Annotated in this window: 14 protein-coding genes and 1 pseudogene; 7 read left to right on the top strand and 8 right to left on the bottom strand. The window is 61.4% G+C overall.

Going from position 1 to position 20,189, the window contains the following annotated elements; all coding sequences use genetic code 11:
- The 4 genes from ttgB to JET17_RS05170 all read left to right on the top strand — a co-directional run bounded on the left by ttgB (position 1) and on the right by JET17_RS05170 (position 6,783).
- Entirely contained in the window at positions 1–3,153 is a 3,153-nt protein-coding gene (ttgB, locus tag JET17_RS05185) for a multidrug efflux RND transporter permease subunit TtgB (protein WP_012312946.1), read from the top strand.
- Positions 3,150–4,604 (top strand): AdeC/AdeK/OprM family multidrug efflux complex outer membrane factor, encoded by a 1,455-nt coding sequence (locus JET17_RS05180; protein WP_012312945.1) that lies wholly within the window; start codon positions 3,150–3,152, stop codon positions 4,602–4,604. Before ttgB ends, JET17_RS05180 begins: the two co-directional genes overlap by 4 nt.
- Positions 4,605–4,861: 257 nt before the next feature.
- Positions 4,862–6,115: an OprD family porin gene (locus JET17_RS05175; protein ID WP_012312944.1), complete on the top strand. Its 1,254-nt coding sequence runs from the start codon at positions 4,862–4,864 to the stop codon at positions 6,113–6,115.
- Positions 6,116–6,270: 155 nt separating this feature from the next.
- Positions 6,271–6,783 (top strand): DUF962 domain-containing protein, encoded by a 513-nt coding sequence (locus JET17_RS05170; protein WP_012312943.1) that lies wholly within the window; start codon positions 6,271–6,273, stop codon positions 6,781–6,783.
- A gap of 124 nt (positions 6,784–6,907) precedes the next feature.
- On the opposite strand, the gene pcaC is transcribed toward JET17_RS05170, so the two are convergent.
- From pcaC to pcaR, 7 genes are all read right to left on the bottom strand, one after another.
- Positions 6,908–7,306: a 4-carboxymuconolactone decarboxylase gene (pcaC, locus tag JET17_RS05165; RefSeq protein WP_012312942.1), complete on the bottom strand. Its 399-nt coding sequence runs from the start codon at positions 7,304–7,306 to the stop codon at positions 6,908–6,910.
- Between the two features lie 10 nt (positions 7,307–7,316).
- Positions 7,317–8,108, bottom strand: coding sequence for a 3-oxoadipate enol-lactonase (gene pcaD, locus JET17_RS05160; protein WP_012312941.1), 792 nt, complete (start codon positions 8,106–8,108; stop codon positions 7,317–7,319).
- Positions 8,109–8,119: 11 nt separating this feature from the next.
- On the bottom strand, positions 8,120–9,472 hold the full coding sequence (locus JET17_RS05155) for a 3-carboxy-cis,cis-muconate cycloisomerase (protein ID WP_012312940.1): 1,353 nt from the start codon (positions 9,470–9,472) through the stop codon (positions 8,120–8,122).
- Positions 9,473–9,481: 9 nt separating this feature from the next.
- On the bottom strand, positions 9,482–10,771 hold the full coding sequence (locus tag JET17_RS05150; protein WP_012312939.1) for an MFS family transporter: 1,290 nt from the start codon (positions 10,769–10,771) through the stop codon (positions 9,482–9,484).
- A gap of 188 nt (positions 10,772–10,959) precedes the next feature.
- Positions 10,960–12,165: a 3-oxoadipyl-CoA thiolase gene (gene pcaF / locus JET17_RS05145; RefSeq protein WP_190273319.1), complete on the bottom strand. Its 1,206-nt coding sequence runs from the start codon at positions 12,163–12,165 to the stop codon at positions 10,960–10,962.
- Positions 12,166–12,385: 220 nt separating this feature from the next.
- Positions 12,386–13,729 carry an MFS transporter gene (locus tag JET17_RS05140; protein ID WP_012312937.1) on the bottom strand — a complete coding sequence of 448 codons (1,344 nt, stop codon included), beginning with the start codon at positions 13,727–13,729 and terminating at the stop codon, positions 12,386–12,388.
- 325 nt (positions 13,730–14,054) lie between these two features.
- Positions 14,055–14,930: a pca regulon transcriptional regulator PcaR gene (gene pcaR / locus JET17_RS05135; protein ID WP_012312936.1), complete on the bottom strand. Its 876-nt coding sequence runs from the start codon at positions 14,928–14,930 to the stop codon at positions 14,055–14,057.
- Positions 14,931–15,397: 467 nt separating this feature from the next.
- On the opposite strand from pcaR, the gene JET17_RS05130 reads away from it, so the two are divergent.
- A complete protein-coding gene (locus tag JET17_RS05130; protein ID WP_012312935.1) occupies positions 15,398–15,598 on the top strand; it encodes a hypothetical protein in 201 nt (66 codons plus the stop codon).
- A 317-nt stretch (positions 15,599–15,915) separates the two neighbouring features.
- The gene (locus JET17_RS05125) at positions 15,916–17,388 is read left to right on the top strand and encodes an inorganic phosphate transporter (RefSeq protein ID WP_012312934.1); all 1,473 of its coding nucleotides are present in this window, start codon (positions 15,916–15,918) and stop codon (positions 17,386–17,388) included.
- Positions 17,389–17,492: 104 nt separating this feature from the next.
- On the opposite strand, the gene JET17_RS05120 is transcribed toward JET17_RS05125, so the two are convergent.
- A complete protein-coding gene (locus tag JET17_RS05120) occupies positions 17,493–18,968 on the bottom strand; it encodes a helicase HerA-like domain-containing protein (RefSeq protein WP_012312933.1) in 1,476 nt (491 codons plus the stop codon).
- A 165-nt stretch (positions 18,969–19,133) separates the two neighbouring features.
- Between JET17_RS05120 and JET17_RS27690 the strand changes: the two are divergent.
- Positions 19,134–20,150, top strand: a pseudogene (locus tag JET17_RS27690) (cache domain-containing protein); the annotation flags it as partial.
- Positions 20,151–20,189 lie beyond the last annotated feature (39 nt).

Here is a 20,189-nt window from a genome sequence, read left to right as displayed (position 1 = left end):
ATGTCGAAGTTCTTTATCGATCGCCCGATCTTCGCCTGGGTGATCGCCTTGGTGATCATGCTGGTCGGCGCTCTGTCGATCCTGAAGCTGCCGATCAACCAGTACCCAAGCATCGCGCCGCCGGCCATCGCCATCTCCGTGACTTACCCGGGCGCCTCGGCGCAAACCGTGCAGGACACCGTGGTGCAGGTGATCGAGCAGCAGCTCAACGGTATCGACAACCTGCGTTATGTGTCCTCGGAGAGCAACTCCGACGGCAGCATGACCATCACCGCCACCTTCGAGCAGGGCACCAACCCTGATACCGCACAGGTCCAGGTACAGAACAAGCTGAACCTGGCCACCCCACTGCTGCCGCAGGAAGTGCAGCAGCAAGGTATCCGCGTCACCAAGGCAGTGAAGAACTTCCTGATGGTGATCGGCCTGGTGTCCGAAGACGGCAGCATGACCAAGGATGACCTGGCCAACTACATCGTTTCCAACATGCAGGACTCGATTTCGCGCACGGCAGGTGTCGGTGACTTCCAGGTGTTCGGTGCACAGTACGCCATGCGTATCTGGCTCGATCCGGCCAAGCTGAACAAGTTCCAGCTGACCCCGGTCGACGTCAGAACCGCGGTCGCCGCGCAGAACGTGCAGGTCTCGTCCGGCCAGCTCGGTGGCCTGCCTGCCATGCCGGGCACCCAGCTGAACGCCACCATCATCGGCAAGACCCGCCTGCAGACCGCCGAGCAGTTCGAAAATATCCTGCTCAAGGTCAACAGCGACGGTTCGCAGGTTCGCCTGCGCGATGTTGCCCAGGTCGGCCTGGGCGGCGAAAACTACGCCATCAGCGCCCAGTTCAACGGCAAGCCGGCCTCGGGCCTTGCGGTCAAGCTGGCGACCGGCGCCAACGCCCTGGATACCGCCACGGCCCTGCGCAAGACCATCAGCGACCTGGAGCCGTTCTTCCCGCCAGGGGTCAAGGCGGTGTTCCCGTATGACACCACGCCGGTGGTCACCGAATCGATCAGCGGGGTTATCCACACCCTGATCGAAGCCGTGGTCCTGGTATTCCTGGTGATGTACCTGTTCCTGCAGAACTTCCGCGCCACCATCATTACCACCATGACCGTACCGGTGGTATTGCTGGGTACCTTCGGCATCCTTGCCGCAGCGGGCTTCAGCATCAACACCCTGACCATGTTCGCCATGGTCCTGGCCATCGGCTTGCTGGTGGACGACGCCATCGTCGTGGTGGAGAACGTCGAACGGGTCATGTCCGAGGAAGGCTTGCCGCCCAAAGAGGCGACCAAGCGGTCGATGGAGCAGATCCAGGGCGCGCTGGTGGGTATCGCCCTGGTACTGTCGGCAGTGCTGCTGCCGATGGCCTTCTTCGGCGGCTCCACGGGTGTGATCTACCGTCAATTCTCCATCACCATCGTCTCGGCCATGGGCCTGTCGGTGCTGGTGGCGCTGATCTTCACCCCGGCGCTTTGCGCCACCATGCTCAAGCCACTTAAAAAGGGCGAGCACCATGTGGCCAAAAGTGGCTTCTTCGGCTGGTTCAACCGCAACTTCGACCGCAGCGTAAACGGCTACGAGCGCAGCGTTGGTACCATCCTGCGCAACAAGGTGCCGTTCCTGCTGGGCTACGCCTTGATTGTCGTGGGCATGATCTGGCTGTTCACCCGCATCCCTACCGCGTTCCTGCCTGAGGAAGACCAGGGCGTATTGTTCGCCCAGGTTCAGACCCCGGCCGGTTCCAGTGCCGAGCGCACCCAGGTGGTGATTGACCAGATGCGTGAGTACCTGCTCGAGGACGAAGCCGATACCGTATCGTCGGTGTTCACCGTCAACGGCTTCAACTTCGCCGGTCGCGGGCAAAGTTCGGGCATGGCGTTCATCATGCTCAAGCCGTGGGACGAACGCTCCAAGGAGAACAGCGTGTTCGGCCTGGCCGAGCGTGCCCAGCAGCACTTCTTCAGCTTCCGTGATGCGATGGTGTTCGCCTTTGCTCCACCTGCGGTACTGGAGTTGGGTAACGCCACCGGCTTCGACGTATTCCTCCAGGACCGTGGCGGTGTCGGCCATGCAAAACTGATGGAAGCGCGCAACCAGTTCCTGGCCAAGGCTGCCCAGAGCAAGGTGCTCAGCGCCGTGCGTCCGAACGGCCTGAACGATGAGCCGCAGTACCAGCTGACCATTGATGACGAACGTGCCAGCGCCCTGGGCGTGACCATCTCCGACATCAACAACACCCTGTCGATTGCCTTGGGTGCCAGCTACGTCAACGACTTCATCGACCGCGGCCGGGTCAAGAAGGTGTACATCCAGGGTGAACCAAACGCCCGGATGAGCCCGGAAGACCTGCAGAAGTGGTACGTGCGCAACGGTGCAGGCGAGATGGTACCGTTCTCCTCCTTCGCCACCGGTGAATGGACCTACGGTTCGCCCAAGCTGTCGCGCTACAACGGTGTCGAGGCGATGGAAATCCTCGGTGCACCGGCCCCAGGCTACAGTACCGGTGAAGCCATGGCCGAGGTGGAGCGTATCGCTGGCGAACTGCCGGACGGCATCGGCTACTCCTGGACCGGCATGTCCTACGAGGAAAAGCTCTCCGGCTCGCAAATGCCGGCACTGTTCGCCCTCTCGGTCCTGTTCGTGTTCCTGTGCCTGGCAGCACTGTATGAAAGCTGGTCGATCCCGATCGCCGTGGTGCTGGTAGTACCACTGGGCATCATCGGTGCATTGATCGCCACCAGCCTGCGTGGCCTGTCCAATGACGTGTACTTCCTGGTCGGTCTGTTGACCACCATCGGCCTGGCGGCGAAGAACGCGATCCTGATCGTGGAATTCGCCAAGGAACTGCACGAACAAGGCAAAAGCCTGTATGACGCAGCGATCGAGGCATGCCGCATGCGTCTGCGCCCGATCATCATGACCTCGCTGGCATTCATCCTCGGCGTGGTACCGTTGACCATTTCCAGCGGCGCTGGCGCGGGCAGCCAGCATGCCATCGGTACTGGGGTAATCGGCGGCATGATCAGTGCGACCGTGCTGGCCATCTTCTGGGTACCGTTGTTCTTCGTCGCAGTGTCGTCGCTGTTCGGCAGCAAAAAGCCGGAAAAGGACGCCACCCCTGAAACTCCACGCTATGAGGCTGGGCAATGACCAAGTCTTTGTTGTCCCTTGCAGTAACCGCTTTCATTCTCGGCGGCTGCTCGCTGATCCCTGACTACCAGACGCCGGAAGCACCGGTGGCTGCGCAGTGGCCGCAAGGCCCTGCGTACTCGCCGACCGAGTCGGCCGACGTGGCCGCCGCCGAACAGGGCTGGCGCCAGTTCTTCCACGACCCGGCACTGCAGCAGTTGATCCAGACTTCGCTGGTGAACAACCGCGACCTGCGCGTGGCGGCACTGAATCTTGACGCTTACCGCGCGCAGTACCGCATCCAGCGCGCCGACCTGTTCCCGGCGGTTTCGGCCACTGGCAGCGGCAGCCGCCAGCGCGTCCCGGCTGACATGTCGACCACCGGCGAAGCCAACATCACCAGCCAGTACTCGGCCACGCTAGGCGTCAGCGCCTATGAGCTGGACCTGTTCGGCCGCGTACGCAGCCTGACCGAGCAGGCCTTGGAAACCTACCTGTCCAGTGAGCAGGCGCGTCGCTCCACGCAGATCGCCCTGGTGGCCAGCGTGGCCAACGCCTACTACACCTGGCAGGCCGACCAGGCACTGTTCAAGCTGACCGAAGAGACGCTCAAGACCTACGAGGAAAGCTACAACCTGACCCGCCGCAGCAACGAAGTCGGTGTGGCTTCGGCGCTCGACCTCAGCCAGGCGCGCACCGCAGTGGAAGGGGCACGGGTCAAGTATTCGCAGTATCAGCGCCTTGTTGCCCAAGACCTCAACAGCCTGGCCGTGCTGGTGGGTACCGGCATCCCGGCCAACCTGCCCAAGCCGCTGGAGCTTGATGCCGACCAGCTGGCGGAAGTGCCGGCTGGCCTGCCGTCGGACATCCTCCAGCGCCGCCCTGACATCCAGGAGGCCGAACACCTGCTCAAGGCCGCCAACGCCAACATTGGCGCAGCGCGAGCAGCGTTCTTCCCGAGCATCAGCCTGACCGCCAACGCCGGCACCCTGAGCCCGGACATGGACGGGCTGTTCAAGGGGGGGTCGGGGACCTGGCTGTTCCAGCCGCAGATCAACCTGCCGATCTTCAACGCCGGCAGTCTGAAGGCGAGCCTGGACTACTCGAAGATTCAGAAAGACATCAACGTCGCCAAGTACGAAAAAACCATCCAGACCGCCTTCCAGGAAGTCTCCGATGGCCTGGCGGCACGCAAGACCTTCGAAGAGCAGTTGCAGGCGCAACGTGACCTGGTGCAGGCGAACCAGGATTACTACCGCCTGGCCGAACGCCGTTACCGCATCGGTATCGACAGCAACCTGACCTTCCTCGATGCCCAGCGCAACTTGTTCAGTGCACAGCAGTCACTGATCACCGATCGCCTGTCGCAGCTGACCAGCGAGGTCAACCTGTACAAAGCGCTCGGCGGTGGCTGGTACGAGCAGACCGGGCAGGCCAATCAGCAGGCATCGGCGGCAACACCGAAGAGCTGACTGTTCAGGTAAAAACAAAAAACCCACCCCTTGCGGTGGGTTTTTTGTTGCGCACGACACTGCCTGACAAACAATTAACCAACTGGAACATTCCGTTCGATTATCGCCCGCTTCCGCTTGCGACGAATTGCCTCACTGCCGCCCTCCCCGCACCATCCTCTCCAGCAACACGTTGCCAATTTGATCAAAAAACCCGCCCTGCAGGCCGCACTTTGCAGCGCACCGGTTCGCCAATAAAAACAAGAGATCCACGACAGATGAGCATTTCGCACCCCGCACGCCAGCTGCTGCCCGGCCTGTTGGCCATGTCCTGCGCCCTCCCCGCATTGGCCGCCGAAGGCGGTTTCATGGAGGACGCCAAGGCCACCCTCAACCTGCGCAACTTCTACATCAACCGCAACTTCGTCGACCCGGCTCACTCCCAGGCCAAGGGAGAGGAATGGACGCAAAGCTTCATCCTCGATGCCCGCTCCGGCTTCACCCAGGGCGTCGTAGGTTTCGGCGTGGATGTACTGGGCATGTATTCGGTCAAGCTCGACGGCGGAAAAGGCACCACCAATACCCACCTGCTACCGGTCCACGATGACGGCCGGCCCGCCGACGACTTCGGCCGCCTGGGCGTCGCACTAAAAGCCAAGCTGTCGGAAACCGAACTGAAAGTCGGCGAATGGATGCCCGTGCTGCCGATCCTGCGCTCGGATGACGGCCGCTCGCTGCCGCAGACCTTCCGCGGTGGCCAGCTCACCTCGAAAGAAATCGAGGGCCTGACCCTGTACGCCGGTCAGTTCCGCGCCAACAGCCCGCGCAACGACGCCAGCATGGAAGACATGTCGCTCAATGGCCGAGCGGCGTTCACCTCCGATCGTTTCAACTTCGGTGGTGGCGAATATACCTTCAACGACAAGCGCACGATGATCGGCCTGTGGGATGCCCAGCTCAAGGACATCTACCGTCAGCAATACATCAACCTGGTGCATAGCCAGCCCCTGGGCGAATGGACCCTGGGCGCCAACCTCGGCTATTTCATCGGCAAGGAAGACGGCGCCGAACGCGCAGGCCAGCTAGACAACCGCACGGCCTCGGCGATGCTCTCTGCACGCTACAAGGGCAACACCTTCTACGTCGGCCTGCAGAAAGTCAGCGGCGACGATGCCTGGTTGCGGGTCAACGGCACCAGCGGTGGCACCCTGGCCAACGACAGCTACAACTCCAGCTTCGACAATGCCAAGGAACGTTCCTGGCAGGTGCGCCATGACTTCAACTTCGTCACCGTCGGTATCCCCGGCCTGACCCTGATGAACCGCTACATCAAGGGTGACAATGTCACCTCTGGCAGCATCGACGACGGCAAGGAATGGGCGCGAGAAACCGAACTGGCCTACGTGGTGCAGTCGGGGTCATTCAAGGACCTTTCGGTGAAATGGCGCAACTCGACCATGCGCAGGGACTTCAGCACCAACGCGTTCGATGAGAACCGGTTGATCGTGAGTTACCCGCTGAACCTGTTGTGATCTCTTGGGCCATCAGCCATGCGGACTGGCACCATTCGCTAAGCTGATGATGGTGGTGCGCCAAAGGCTATCCTGAGCAGTATGAGTGGCCTGTGCCCGCCAACAGGGCGGCACAGGCTACCCCATGCAAACAGGCCACCCAGGGAGGAACAACAATGAAAAACCTCGTCGAACACCTGAGCCAATACGCCAGCTACCATCGCGACCCACGCAATATCGCTACCCACTTTGTCGGCATTCCGCTGATCGTGCTGGCCGTGACCATCCTGCTGTCGCGCCCGGGCTGGGACGTCGCCGGGGTCTGGCTGTCCCCTGCCCTGCTGGCAGCTGCGGCGTCGGTGTGGTTCTACCTGCGCCTGGACCTGCGTTTCGGGCTGGTGATGGGCTTGCTGCTGGGGCTGTGCCTATGGGTTGGGCAAGCACTGGCGCTGCAAAGCACCGCGCTGTGGCTCAGTGCTGGGGCAGGAGCATTTGTGGTGGGCTGGATCATCCAGTTCGTCGGGCATTATTACGAAGGCCGCAAGCCGGCGTTCGTCGACGATATCAGTGGGCTGATCATAGGGCCGCTGTTCGTGGTGGCGGAGGCGGCGTTCATGCTGGGAATGTGCCCGGCGCTCAAGCATGCAGTTGAGGCCAATGCCGGGCCGGTGGCGCTGCGCTCTGCGTAGGAGTGGCCTTGTGTCGCGAAAGGGCCGCAAAGCGGCCCCATCAATTTCAGCGACGCTGCAACCATCCTGGGGCCGCTTCGCAGCCCTTTCGCGACACAAGGCCGCTCCTACAGGTGCGTGAGCTTCACGACTGTTGGCGAGACTCTACACCCAACTCATCCCACACCGATTCTGCCAGGTGGAAGGTGGCATTGGCTGCTGGAATACCACAGTAGATAGCGCTCTGCATCAGCACTTCCTTGATCTCTTCACGGGTCACGCCGTTGTTGGCCGCCGCGCGCAGGTGCAACTTCAATTCATCGTTACGATTCATGCCGATCAACATTGCGATGGTGATCAGGCTGCGCGTATGCCGTGGCAGGCCCGGGCGTGTCCAGATATCACCCCAGGCATGGCGAGTGATCATTTCCTGGAACTCGCCATTGAAGTCGTTGAGTTTCTCCAGGCTGCGATCCACGTGGGCATCGCCGAGTACTGCGCGGCGTACTTGCATGCCGGCGTCGTAACGTTGTTTCTCATCCATGGCAGATTCCTCAGCGAGCCAGCAGGAAGTCAAGCACGCGAAGGCTGAACGCCTCGCCGATCTCGACATTGGACAGGTGCGCTGCCGGGAATTCGGCATAGGTGGCACCGATGATCGCGGCCTGCATGAAGCGGCCATGTTCCGGCGTGGTCACCACGTCCTCGGTACCGGCAACGACCAGCGTAGGCACCTGGATACGGCCGAGTTGCTCACGGTAATCGGCGTCGCGTACTGCCGCGCAGTTGGCTGCATAGCCCTGTGGAGAGGTCTGTGCGAGCATCTGGCAGATGCGCTGCGCCTGCTCAGGTTGAGCCTGGGCAAACGCGGGAGTAAACCAGCGAGCGATCGAGGCGTCGCGCAGGTCGGCCATGGCCTGCTGGCCGCCTTTGAGCACCATGTCGATGCGGGTATTCCACACTTCGTCATTGGCGATCTTGGCCGCGGTATTGCACAGGATCAGGCTGTGCAGACGCTCGCCCGCATTGATACCCAGCCACTGGCCGATCAGGCCACCCATGGACAGGCCGACGAAGTGGGCATGCCGGATATCCAGTGCATCGAGCAGTGCCAGCACATCGCCGCCCAGTTGCTCGATGCTGTATGGGCCGTCGGTGACCAGCGAAGCGCCGTGACCGCGAGTGTCGTAACGCAGTACACGCAAGTGCTCGCTCCACAGCGGAATCTGGCTGTCCCACATGCCCAGGTCGGTCCCCAGGGAGTTGGACAGCACCAGCACCGGGGCATCGTCCGGGCCATCGAGTCGATAGTTCAGTACGCCATCGGCCAGTTGCAAATGCGCCACAGCGGTCTCCTTCAGGCAGTGAAACGTTGATGTTCAGCCACGGCGCGCGCCACCCAGACGCGGGCCTGGCCAAGGTAATGGGCAGGGTCGAGCAGACGGTCTAGCTCTTGTTCAGTCAGTTCGGCAGTCACCTGCGGCTCGTCGCCCAGCACAGCGCGCAGATGTCGCTGTTCGGCCACGGCGCGCTGGCAGCATTGCTCGAGCAAGTGATGGGCGCGGTCGCGGCCAAGGCGCTGGGCCAGAACGATGCTCACCGCCTCGGCCAGCACCAGGCCTTGGGTCAGGTCGAGGTTGCGGCGCATGCGCTCGGCGTCCACCTCCATGCCTTCGACGATCACCTGGGCCTGACGCAAGGCGCCTGAAACCAGGCAGCAGATCTCCGGCAGTGTTTCCCACTCGGCATGCCACAGGCCGAGACTGCGCTCGTGCTCCTGGGGCATGGCTGCATAAAGTGTCGATAGCAGCCCCGGCACACGGGTGGCGGCACCGATCAGCACTGCTGCGCCCACCGGGTTGCGCTTGTGCGGCATGGTCGACGACCCACCCTTGCCAGGCGCGGAAGGCTCGAACACCTCGCCCGCCTCGGTCTGCATCAGCAGGCTGACATCGCGCCCCAACTTGCCCAGGCTACCGGCAATAAGGCCCAGCACCGAGGCGAATTCCACCAGGCGGTCGCGCTGGGTGTGCCAGGGTTGCTCGGGCAAGGTCAGTTCCAACTGTGCGGCCAGGCCCTCGGCGACCGGTAGTGCTTTGCTGCCCAAGGCCGCCAAGCTGCCGGAGGCGCCACCGAACTGCAGTACCAACAAGCGCGGACGCAGCTCCTGCAGCCGTTGACGGTGGCGCGTAACGGCGCCCAGTATGCCGGCCAGCTTCATGCCCAGAGTCACCGGGGTGGCGTGCTGCAGCCATGTACGTCCCACCAGCGGTGTGTCGGCGTGCAGCAGGGCCTGGCGCGACAAGGTTTCGGCCAGCGTGGCGAGGTCAGCCTCGATCAGCGCCAGTGCATCACGCAACTGCAGCACCAGCCCGGTATCCATCGCGTCCTGGCTGGTGGCGCCCAAGTGCACATAGCGTTCGGCCTCAGGAACACCACTGGCGATCACCTTGCCCAGCGCCTTGACCAGCGGGATTGCCGAGTTGCCTGCCGTGGCAATGGCATCGGCGAGCGCGCGAACGTCAAAGCGCTCGGCCTGGCAGGCCGCCTCGATGGCCGCTACCGCGCTGTGCGGCACCAGGCCGGCAGCAGCCTCGGCACGGGCCAGGGCAGCTTCGAAATCGAGCATGCCCTGCAGACGGCCGCGGTCAGAAAAGATCTCGCGCATGGCCGGGGCGGTGAAATAGGCGTCGAACAGTAGGTTGCTCATGCAACGTCCTTAATCATCATGGTGCAGGTACGCCGCCTGTTTAGGCAGACGCAGGCTGAACAGGAACGCGATTGCCATCATCGCCGTCACGTACCAGTAAAAGGTGTTCTCCATACCCAGGCTTTTCAAGCCCAGGGCCACATACTCGGCCGAGCCGCCGAACATTGCGTTGGCTACCGCGTAAGCCAGGCCTACACCAAGCGCACGCACCTGCGGCGGGAACATCTCGGCCTTCACCAGGCCACTGATCGAGGTGTAGAAACTGACGATGCACAGTGCCAGGGTCACCAGTACGAAGGCCATGAACGGGCTGCTGACGGTCTTCAACGCCATCAGCAACGGCACGGTGAACAGCGTCCCCAAGGCACCGAACAGCAGCATCGAGTTACGTCGCCCGATACGGTCGGAGAGCATGCCGAAGAACGGCTGCATCACCATGTACAGGAACAAGGCGCCGGTCATCACGAAGCTGGCGTTCTTCGCGGTCATGCCCGCAGTGTTGACCAGGTACTTCTGCATGTACGTAGTGAAGGTATAGAAGATCAGCGAGCCACCGGCGGTATAGCCGAGCACGGTGATGAAGGCAGCCGTGTGGTTGCGGAACAGGCCTTTGATGGAGCCAGCGTCCTTGTCCTTGCGGGTTTCGGCGCTGCTGGTCTCGTGCAGCGAGCGGCGCAGCATCAGCGAGATCAGCGCAGCAATGGAACCGACCACGAACGGAATGCGCCAGCCCCAGGCGCGCAGTTCGTCTTCGGTCAGCAATTGTTGGAGGATCACCACCACCAGCACGGCAAGCAGTTGGCCACCGATCAGCGTGACGTACTGGAAGGAAGCAAAGAAGCCGCGCTGGCCGCGCAGCGCTACTTCACTCATGTAGGTCGCGGTAGTGCCGTACTCACCGCCTACCGACAGGCCCTGGATCAAACGGGCCAGCAACAGCAGCGCCGGGGCCCAGGTGCCAATGCTCGAGTAGGTGGGTAAACAGGCAATCATCAAGGAGCCGAAGCACATCATCAGCACCGAGATCATCAGGGAATTCTTGCGGCCATGGCGGTCCGCCAGGCGACCGAAGATCCAGCCACCGATAGGCCGCATCAGGAAGCCAGCGGCGAACACGCCAGCGGTATTGAGCAATTGAACAGTGGGGTCGTCAGAGGGGAAGAAGGCCGGGGCAAAATAGATTGCACAGAAGGCGTAGACATAGAAGTCGAACCATTCCACCAGGTTGCCTGAAGAGGCACCGACGATGGCGAAGATGCGCTTACTGCGCTCTTCGCCGGTGTAATAGGTTGAGGTCATGACGGCTTTACTCCTGGAGTGTGCTAAGTAGGTCTAGACATACTTAGTAACACACTCGTTCCGCTTCTGGGCTGGCTATTGGCCTTGTGTCTCATAAGTCCGGCCTCTTCGCGGGACAAGCCCGCTCTCACAAGAGAGGCGTGGTCCCCTGTGGGAACGGGCTTGTCCCGCGAAAAGGCCGGGACAGGTCAAACCCGCTCGATGGCCAACGCCAGACCTTGGCCAACACCGACACACATGGTCGCCAAGCCCTTGCGCCCACCGCTCTTCTCCAGTTGGTGCAGTGCGGTCAGCACCAGGCGCGCACCACTCATGCCCAGCGGGTGGCCCAGGGCAATTGCACCGCCGTTGGGGTTCACCTGCGGCGCATCATCGGCCACGCCCAGCTCACGCAGCACCGCCAGGCCTTGGCTGGCAAACGCTTCGTTGAGCTCGATCACATCGAAATCGCTCATGGCCACACCCAGGCGCTCGGTCAGCTTGCGCACCGCCGGTACCGGGCCAATGCCCATTACCCGTGGTGCGACACCGCCGCTGGCCATCCCCAGAACACGGGCACGCGGGGTCAGGCCGTGCTTCTTCACCGCTTCAGCCGAGGCCAGGATCAGTGCAGCAGCACCGTCGTTCACGCCCGAGGCATTGCCAGCGGTGACCGTCTTATCCGGGCCGTTGACCGGCCTGAGCTTGGTCAGTGCCTCGAGGGTGGTTTCCGGGCGCAGATGCTCATCTCGCTCGACGATGGTTTCGCCCTTCTTGTGGGCGATACGCACAGGCACGATTTCTTCGGCGAAGAAGCCGGCAGCCTGTGCTGCTGCGGCCTTCTGTTGGCTGCGCAGGGCGAATGCATCCTGGTCGGCACGCGAAACCTGGTAATCGTCTGCGACGTTATCAGCGGTTTCAGGCATGGAATCCACACCGTACTGGCTCTTCATCAGCGGGTTGATGAAGCGCCAGCCGATGGTCGTGTCTTCAAGCTTCATGTTGCGCGAGTAAGCGCTCTCGGCTTTGCCCATGACAAACGGCGCGCGCGACATGGACTCGACGCCGCCGGCAATGGCCAGCTCCATCTCGCCGCTGGCAATGGCACGGAATGCAGTACCGATGGCGTCCATACCCGAGGCGCACAGCCGGTTCAGGGTAACGCCCGGAATACTCTCGGGCAGGCCCGCCAGCAGAAGGGCCATGCGTGCCACGTTGCGGTTATCTTCACCGGCCTGGTTGGCACAGCCAAAAAACACTTCGTCGACCTGATCCCACTGCACACCCGGGTTGCGCTCGATCAGCGCCTTGAGCGGTACAGCGGCCAGATCATCGGCACGCACGCCGGCCAGGGCGCCGCCGAAGCGGCCGATGGGGGTGCGGATAGCGTCACAGATAAATACGTCGCGCATCAAGCTTCTCCTGCCAGTGGGCCATGGGCCTCGGCGGTGCGGGTTTCAAAGTCACGCAGCGCACCCAGGTCGACCTCGGTTCAGGGTGCTACGTTGGGCTCAGATTAAGGAGAGTGGCGGGTCGCTGACAATCCGATAATCGACTATCCGTGCGTTTATCGAACATATTGTCACCTAGCCATCCCTTTCCCAAGGGGCCGCAACGCGGCCCGTCAGCGCAGGCTCAGGTCGCGTCGGCGTGGCTCACCAGGCCTTTCACGATCACGCCTACCGTGGCCAGCGCAGCTGGCACCAGCAATGCCGTCAGCACCTGCTCGAAGTTCCAGCCCAGGCCAAGCAGGGTCGCACCACTCCAGGCGCCGAGGATCGCGCCAAAGCGGCCGATGCCGAGCATCCAGGAAACACCGGTGGCACGCGCTTGGGTCGGATAGAACCGCGCCGCCAGCGAAGGCATGGCCGATTGCGCGCCGTTCACACACATCCCGGCTACCAGCACCAGAGTGGCAAGCACGGTAATGTTGCCCAGGCTCTGCCCTACCGCATAAGCGAACACGCCAGCCAGCAAGTAGAAGATACCGATGACCTTGTGCGGGTTGTAACGGTCCATGGCCCAGCCTACTGCCACGGCACTGAGTACGCCACCGAACTGGAACAGCGCACCGATGAACGCGGCCTGCTCCATGCTTGCGCCGCTGTCACGCATCAGCGTCGGCAGCCAGCTGGTCAGCAGGTAGACGATGACCAGGCCCATGAAGTAGGTCAGCCACAGCAGCATCGTCCCCAGGCCATAGGCGCCGGAGAAGATCACTGCGAACACGTTGCGCGCGGCCACAGCCTTCTGTTCCGGCACACTGAAGCTGGCTGCCTGCGCAACGACGGCCGGTGCAATCGGCGCCAGGGTCTTGCGCACCTTGTCGGTACCGCGGTTGCGTACAACCAGAAAGCGTGCCGACTCAGGCAGCCAGACCATCAGCACCACAACCAGCAGCAGCGGCAGCACACCGCCCACCACCAACAGGCTATGCCAGCCGTAGGCCGGGATCATCTTCGCGGAAATGAACCCACCACCGGCCATGCCCAGGTTGAAACCGCAGAACATGCTGGTCACCAACAGCGACTTGAGGCGCTCCGGGGTGTATTCGGAAAGCAGCGTGGTGGCATTGGGCATGCCGGCACCCAGCCCGAGGCCGGTCAGAAAGCGCAGCATCAGCAACTGGTCGACGTTGCTGGCGTAGGCCGAGGCCAGGCTGAAACCACCGAACACCAATACCGCACCTACCAGCACGACCTTGCGGCCAAAGCGGTCGGCCAGCGGCCCAGACCCCAAGGCACCGAACACCATCCCGATCAATGCGGCGCTCATCACCGGGCCAAGGCTGGCGCGGTCGATGCCCCATTCCTGGGACAATGCCGGAGCGATAAAGCCCATGGCCGCAGTATCCAGACCATCGAGGAAGACAATCAGGAAGCAAAGGATCACCGCGCGCCATTGATAGCGCGACAGCGGTTGTTCATTGATGAATGATTGAACGTCGAGGCAGTTCCCGACAGATTGTGGCTTGTTCATTGTTGTTATCCAGAAATTGGGCACAGTCGAGCCACTGCACAAGGGCAACCGGTACAGGGTTCAAAGTCGATGAAATGCGGCCTGATTCAGCCTGGATACAACGGAACTGCGTGCGGGTGCGGCCGCAGCAGCAAAGTGACAGTGGTCATGGTGTGCGCCTCTTGTGTTTTTCTTGTTCGGTCGGCACAGCCGACCGCTGCGAGAGACATTAATCAGCCAATGGAGGGCGCGCAATTCGTCCAGAGCGACACTGTGCGTTTATCGAACAGGAAACGGTTGGCATGTTCGATAACAGTGCACAGCGGCACGACGGGCTGTACGTGTTTCAGCCAAACAACTGATGGCAAAGATCGCGACTGGATGCCAGCAGGATCGGTAAGAACCGCTGTTCCAGCTCGCTTCGGCTCACACGCCCCACATGGGTACTGACATTCAACGCCGCAAGTACCTGCCCGGAAGCATCATAGATCGGCACAGCAATCGAGCGCAGCCCCTGCTCCAGTTCCTGGTCGACTACGCACCAGCCCTGCTCACGCACCTGCTGAATACAAGCGAACAGCGACTCCGGATCATGCAAGGTACGGCTGGTGCGAGCCTTGAGGTCGGCGCGGTCGAGGTACTCGCGCAAGCTGGTGTCGTCCATCGCTGCCAACAGAATGCGCCCCATCGACGTGCAGTAGGCCGGCAGCCGCCCACCGACTGACAGATCGACCGATATCAACCGCTCCACAGTGGCCGAGCGGGCTATATAAAGAATATCGTCGCCTTCGAGGGTGGCCATGTTGGCAGCCTCGTGCAATTGATCGCTGATGCGGTCCAGATAGGGCTGGGCCGACATCGCCAGGGGCGTCGACGAAAGGTAGGCATGGCCGAGGGTCAGCACCTTGGGCAGCAGCGAATAGGTACGCCCGTCGGTCGTGGCGTAGCCGAGCTTGATCAGCGTATGCAGGCAACGACGCACCGCCGCTCGTGGGATCTCGGTGCGGTGGCTGATCTGAGCGATGGTCAGATGGCGCTTGCGCTCCTGAAATGCCTGGATCACGGCAAGGCCCCGCGCCAGCGAGGTCATGAAGTCCGGGTCACCAGTAAATGCCTGAATACGCTTGGCTGGGGAGGCCACGATCGGCGGCGCCAAGGCAGGGGCGCTCGGGCGTACCGACTCCGGGCTGGCAGATTCGTTGGCCGGGATTTCGTCACTCATCGCTCACCTCAAAAAATTCGCTGCTTCGTGCGATTATCGAACAAACGGCCGATAATCGCAATTGACCGCTGACACGTTTACTTATACCTTTCTACTGCCACTTGTGGCTTCTTTGGAGAGACTGGTCAGGTACCCACCGTAGAAGTCCCCAGGCAACGGCCTCGTCTTTGTGCGAGGCCGTTTTTATTTCCCTGCCTGGTATCTGAACAGCAGCGAACTTTCCATGCGCCGGCCGTTCAAACTTTGCACAAGCAGCCATTACCTGCAACTTGAACGACGGTTGTAAGGGCTGGGTAAATAACACTGTCTGGCGTTTTATCGATTGCTATAATCCAGTCGGCTGGCCCGGATCCGCATTCGGGCAAGGCACTTACGGCCTGACCCTTATCCGACGACCAGCACGCCCTGTGCATGGGCAACGTGCACGTGCACGCACTACCGGCCACTTTTTACATTCAGGTACTACTGTGACGAAAGATGAACTGCGCGCGGAACTGGAGCGCCAGGCTGAACGTTACAAGGAAGTTTACGGTGGTGAAGTCACCACTTACGCCGCTCAACCGGAACCGGAGCGCAAACCTTGGCGCAAACGGGCCACGGTCCAGGATCAGGCCTTCAACCAGGAACTGGAAAAGATGGAGAAAGAGTTGCGCAACGAAGACACCTGAGCCGTTTGCCGCGGGCAATTGCATTGGCGGTCGAGGCCGGCGCTCGCGGGACCGATCGTTACCGACAGGCCGAGTATGAAATGGAATTACACAAATTTCATACAGTCGTTTGAATCATGAATAGCCATTCCCGTTTACAGGAATACGGCGAAATTCGGCGTTTTTTGTGATTTTTAGCGAAACCTTCTACGCATTACTCCGTGGACGACAACGCTTGGAAGTCGATCAAAAGACTGCCATCGGTCAGCTGCGGGTGCATCGATTGCCAAGGTTTTCTGGCATAATCCCGCCCCCCAAATGACCGCCAGACAACCTTCATGATCGATTTATTCAGCGGACTGGATGCCTGGGTATTGGTGAGCCTGCTGCTCGCCCTGACCTTCGTGCTCGCATTCGAGTTCATCAATGGCTTTCATGACACCGCCAACGCGGTAGCCACCGTCATCTATACCAAAGCCATGCCACCACACCTGGCCGTGTTCTTCTCCGGGGTGTTCAACTTCCTTGGCGTTCTGCTGGGCGGTGTCGGGGTGGCTTACGCCATCGTTCACCTGCTGCCGGTCGAGCTGCTGATCAATGTGAACACCGGGCATGGCCTGGCCATGGTCTTCTCGTTGCTGGCTGCGGCCATCACCTGGAACCTGGGCACCTGGTATTTCGGCATCCCGGCCTCGAGTTCGCACACCCTGATCGGTTCGATCCTTGGCGTGGGCCTGGCCAATGCCCTGATCAGCGACATTCCCTTGGGTGACGGCGTCAACTGGCAGAAGGCGATCGACATCGCCATGTCACTGGTCATTTCGCCCATGGCCGGCTTTGCTGTCGCTGCGCTGTTGCTGCTCGGCCTGAAATGGTGGCGCCCGCTGTCGAAGATGCACAAGACACCGGAACAGCGCCGCAAGCTCGACGACAAGAAGCATCCACCCTTCTGGAACCGCCTGGTGTTGGTGATTTCGGCAATGGGCGTGAGCTTCGTACACGGCTCCAACGATGGCCAGAAAGGCATCGGCCTGATCATGCTGGTACTGATCGGCATTGTTCCGGCCAAGTTCGTGCTCGACCTGAACAGCACTACCTACCAGATCGAGCGCACCCGCGACGCAACGATGCACCTGAGCCAGTTCTACCAGCGCAACGCCGCCACCCTGGGCGAGTTCCTGGCACTGGGCAAGGCACAGGCCAGCGACCTCCCGGAGCAGTTCAGTTGCAACCCGCAGCAGACCGAGCCCACCATCGCAGCATTGCAATCCTCGCTGCAGGGCGTGACCGATTACCGTGCCCTGGAAGCCGACAAGCGCGTGGAAGTGCGCCGCTACCTGCTCTGCCTGGATGACACGGCGAAAAAGGTCGGCAAGCTGCCGGGGCTGGATGCACGTGAAAAGGCCGACCTCGACAAGTTGCGCAAGGACCTCACCGCCACCACCGAATATGCCCCGTTCTGGGTAATCGTTGCCGTCGCCCTGGCTCTGGGCCTGGGCACCATGGTCGGCTGGAAACGCGTGGTACTGACCGTAGGCGAGAAGATCGGCAAACAGGGCATGACCTATGCCCAGGGCATGTCGGCCCAGATCACCGCAGCATGCGCCATTGGCATGGCCAACGTGTTCGCCCTGCCGGTTTCGACCACCCACGTGCTGTCGTCCGGCGTGGCCGGCACCATGGTTGCCAACAAGAGCGGCCTGCAAGGCGGCACAGTAAAAACCATCCTGCTGGCCTGGGTATTGACCCTGCCGGCGACGATGGGCCTGGCGGCTGGCTTGTTCTGGCTGGCATCCAAGGCTATCGGCTGAGCCATAACAGTGCCGTGAAAAGGGCCGCTTTGCGGCCCATCGCCGGCAAGCCGACTCCCACAGGTACAGCGCAGCCCTCAAGAGCTGCGCGGTCCCTGTGAATGCTAACGCTTCTTGCCCCCGAGCAACGACCCCATCAACCCCCGCACCAGTTGGCGCCCCAACTGATTGGCCGCCTGACGAACCGCGGACTTGATCGCCTGCCCCGCCGCGCTCTGCAAGAAATCCCCGGCCTTGTCGACCAAGCTGTCTTCATCCGCCTTGGGCACCGGTACCGGCTCTACCGCCTCACCTTTGCGCCGGGCCAGCATTTCATACGCCGACTCCCGGTCAATCGGCTTGTCATAGCGCCCCGCCAGCGGTGACGCTGCTATCAGCGCACTACGCTCGGCCACACTCAACGGCCCGATTCGCGATTGCGGCGGCGCAATCAACACCCGCTGAACCATCGCCGGCGTCCCCCTTTCTTCAAGCGTACCCACCAGAGCCTCGCCAATCCCCAGCTCGGTCAGCACTGCCAGAGTGTCGAATGCCGGATTGGGGCGGAAGCCGTCTGCCACGGCCCGCAGCGATTTTTGCTCTTTGGCGGTAAAGGCCCGTAGCCCATGCTGTATGCGCAACCCCAATTGGGCCAGAACGCTGTCGGGCAGATCGCCCGGCGACTGGGTGACAAAGAATACCCCCACGCCCTTGGAGCGAATGAGCCTAACCACCTGTTCCAAGCGATCCTGCAGAGCTTTCGGGGTACCGTTGAACAGTAGGTGCGCTTCGTCGAAAAACAGCGCAAGCACCGGCTTGTCGGCATCGCCTCGCTCCGGCAATTGCTCGAACAGCTCGGCCAGCAGCCACAGCAGGAAGGTGGCGTATACCTTCGGGGCCTCATGCACCAACCGGCTGGCATCGAGCAGATGAATTCGCCCACGACCATCAGCGTCCGTGCGCAATAGGTCCTCCAGTTGCAATGCCGGCTCACCGAACAGCGCTTCGGCGCCCTGCTGCTCCAGCGTTGCCAAACGACGCAAGAGTGCCTGGGTCGAGGCCGTGGTCATAAGCGCACTGTCTTCGCCCAGCAACTGGGGATTGTCTTTAAGGTGTGCCAGCAGCGCCTTGAGGTCCTTGAGATCGAGCAGCAGCAACCCGTCACGGTCGGCCACCTTGAATGCGGCATACAACGCAGCCTGCTGGCTGTCGGTCAGCTCTAGCAGATTGCCAAGCAACAGCGGCCCCATCTCACTAAGAGTAGTGCGCAGCGGGTGGCCGGACTGCCCGGCGATATCCCATAGGCTCAACGGATAGGCCTGCGCCTTGTACCCCAACCAGGGCATGCCGGCGATGCGCTCGGCCACCTTGCCCTGGGGCGCTCCAGCCGCACCGACACCGCACAGGTCTCCTTTGACATCGGCAGCGAACACTGCCACGCCGGCATCACTGAATATTTCCGCCAGGTGCTGCAAGGTTACGGTCTTGCCGGTACCGGTGGCACCGGCGACCAACCCATGGCGGTTAGCCAGGCGCATGGCTTGATGCACAGGCTGGCCATCTGGGCCGGCACCTAAAACTATGGTCGAAGTTTCCGACATCTTTTTAATCCTCTGCTCAAGCTTGCCCACCCACCAGCCGATAGCTCTGGATGATATTCGCCTTTGAAGACAGAACACCCCTGAAAGGACTTTCGGGATGTTGCACTGTTTTAAGCGGTACTCGTGCGAACGCCCGATAAAAACCTTAGCGGAACCGATCACGCCATGAACAAAAGCCTTCGTTTCAGCCACAAGATTCTTTTGGCCGCATCACTGATCGTGATACTCGCCTTCAGCCTGTTCACGCTCTACAACGACTATCTCCAGCGTAATGCCATCCGTGAAAACCTGGAGAATTATCTTGCTGAAATGGGCACATCCACTTCGAACAACATTCGCAACCTGTTCGAAGGCCGTATCAAACTGGTTGAAAACCTGGCGCAAAACATCGCCCAGCAACCTGCCATCGCAGAAACGCTGATGGGCCAAAGCGCCCTGACTTCAAGCTTCCTGACCGTCTACCTGGGCAAGGTCGACGGTGGCTTCAGCGTGCGCCCCGACTCGAAGATGCCTGATGGCTACGACCCACGCACTCGCCCCTGGTACAAGGATGGCATGAGCGCCCCGGGCGCCATCCTCACCGAGCCCTACATCGACATGACCACCAACCAGATGGTCATCGGCATCCTCAGCAAAGTGTCCACGAGTGTCGGCGTGGTCGGTGGCGACCTGGCCCTGGACGGCCTGGTGCAGATCATCAACTCGCTGAATTTCGGCGGCATGGGCTACGCCTTTTTGGTCAACGACCAAGGCAAGATTCTGGTGCACCCGGACAAGTCGCTGGTCATGAAATCGTTGTCGGACCTGTTCCCGCAGCACACGCCGAAACTGACCGGCGAGCTCACTGAAATCGAGGCCGATGGCCAGACCCGCCTGCTGTCCTTCACCCCGATCAAGGGCCTGCCATCGGCCAACTGGCACATCGGCCTGTCGGTGGACAAGGACAAAGCCTTTGCCATGCTCAGCAACTTCCGTACTTCGGCGGTCATCGCCACTGTGGTGGCGGTTGTGATCATCATCGGTTTGCTGGGCCTGCTGATCCGCGTGCTGATGCAACCCTTGCTCACCATGACCCGCGCCATGGAAGACATCGCCGAAGGTGAAGGCGATCTGACCAAACGCCTGAAAATCCACCAACATGATGAGTTCGGCATCCTCGGCACCGCCTTCAACCGCTTCGTCGAGCGCATCCACGGCTCGATCCGTGAGGTGTCCTCGGCC

It is taken from the genome of Pseudomonas putida (genome assembly GCF_016406145.1).
Taxonomy (GTDB): Bacteria; Pseudomonadota; Gammaproteobacteria; order Pseudomonadales; family Pseudomonadaceae; genus Aquipseudomonas; species Aquipseudomonas putida_E.
This window is presented reverse-complemented; position numbering and strand designations above follow the sequence as displayed.

Coding starts and splice junctions, on each gene's coding strand:
- JET17_RS05175 (WP_012312944.1), top strand. CDS start 4,862: ATGAGCATTTCGCACCCCGCACGCCAGCTGCTGCCCGGCCTGTTGGCC.
- ttgB (WP_012312946.1), top strand. CDS start 1: ATGTCGAAGTTCTTTATCGATCGCCCGATCTTCGCCTGGGTGATCGCC.
- JET17_RS05125 (WP_012312934.1), top strand. CDS start 15,916: ATGATCGATTTATTCAGCGGACTGGATGCCTGGGTATTGGTGAGCCTG.
- JET17_RS05120 (WP_012312933.1), bottom strand. CDS start 18,968: ATGTCGGAAACTTCGACCATAGTTTTAGGTGCCGGCCCAGATGGCCAG.
- JET17_RS05155 (WP_012312940.1), bottom strand. CDS start 9,472: ATGAGCAACCTACTGTTCGACGCCTATTTCACCGCCCCGGCCATGCGC.
- JET17_RS05180 (WP_012312945.1), top strand. CDS start 3,150: ATGACCAAGTCTTTGTTGTCCCTTGCAGTAACCGCTTTCATTCTCGGC.
- pcaR (WP_012312936.1), bottom strand. CDS start 14,930: ATGAGTGACGAAATCCCGGCCAACGAATCTGCCAGCCCGGAGTCGGTA.
- JET17_RS05140 (WP_012312937.1), bottom strand. CDS start 13,729: ATGAACAAGCCACAATCTGTCGGGAACTGCCTCGACGTTCAATCATTC.
- JET17_RS05150 (WP_012312939.1), bottom strand. CDS start 10,771: ATGACCTCAACCTATTACACCGGCGAAGAGCGCAGTAAGCGCATCTTC.
- pcaC (WP_012312942.1), bottom strand. CDS start 7,306: ATGGATGAGAAACAACGTTACGACGCCGGCATGCAAGTACGCCGCGCA.
- JET17_RS05170 (WP_012312943.1), top strand. CDS start 6,271: ATGAAAAACCTCGTCGAACACCTGAGCCAATACGCCAGCTACCATCGC.